1 protein-coding gene and 2 pseudogenes are annotated in these 925 nt (G+C 60.5%); 1 reads left to right on the top strand and 2 read right to left on the bottom strand.

The annotated features are described in order from the left end of the window. Positions 1–297 (bottom strand): annotated as a pseudogene (locus tag GCT19_RS42260) (IS3 family transposase); the annotation flags it as partial. Between the two features lie 193 nt (positions 298–490). Between GCT19_RS42260 and GCT19_RS42265 the strand changes: the two are divergent. Continuing rightward, positions 491–661, top strand: a pseudogene (locus GCT19_RS42265) (IS66 family transposase); the annotation flags it as partial. A gap of 29 nt (positions 662–690) precedes the next feature. On the opposite strand, the gene GCT19_RS42270 reads toward GCT19_RS42265, so the two are convergent. After that, on the bottom strand, positions 691–925 hold a 235-nt coding region (locus GCT19_RS42270), incomplete at its 5' end, for an IS3 family transposase (RefSeq protein ID WP_152855109.1).

Here is a 925-nt window from a genome sequence, read left to right on the forward strand (position 1 = left end):
CTCGCGGTTCAACAGGTTCGGCGCGACGGGCAGCTTGTGCCGGGAATCAGTTGTGACGCGGTAGCGGCGTTTGTGGCGTGCCCGGATACCGTTCTTGCTCATCAAACGCTCCACGCGTGCCTTGCTGGCCGGAAACCCGCGTGCGCGAATCTCCTCGGTCATGCGTGGCGAGCCGTAGGCGCCCTTGACCTCGGCATGAATCGACCGAATCAGCGTAAGCAGTTGCGTGTCGGTCAACCGTTTCCGCTCGGGCGTGCCGCCGCGCTTCCAGGCACGATAGCCGTTCACGCTCACCGAACTACCGAAGCGCGAACCGCATGCCGACGTGACTGACCTCTTACCGTTCAAATACGCGAAGCTCACAGAAACGGCAGCGCGTTGAGCTTGATCGGTCGCCACCTCACAAAACCTCGATCGATCGATTTGCTCTCGGAGACCCGCTCGCCTTCGCGCGTCTACGCGCGCTCAGTGTGCTAGATCGCGCGCTTACGGATGTGCGGCGCACGCGAGACGCAGGTTCTTCGATCTGCATGCCAATCACAGCAGCCAGATCGCCGCATTGGCGCTGCCATTCTTCGCTGCGCTTTACGACATCGAGCGCGAGGCGCAGACACTGGAAGCTGAAGAGCGTCGCAGGCTTCGACAGAGCCGTGACCTTCCCTCTGTTTTTCGCCTTCCAGAGGCCCGGGGTTATGCAGCTACATCCGTTGCCTGCTGAGCCACGAGCCAGTCTCGCATGAACTGGGCCGGCGACACAAAGCCGAGCGACGAATGACGACGACTGCGGTTGTAAAACACTTCGATGTATTCGAACAAGTCCGCTGCGGCTTCGCGATGCGTGCGATAGCGCGCTGCATGAACCCGTTCATTTTTCAGGCTGTTGAAGAAGCTCTCCGTCGGCGCGTTGTCCCAGCAATTTCCTTTG

This window comes from Paraburkholderia atlantica (assembly GCF_009362785.1).
Lineage (GTDB): Bacteria > Pseudomonadota > Gammaproteobacteria > Burkholderiales > Burkholderiaceae > Paraburkholderia > Paraburkholderia atlantica.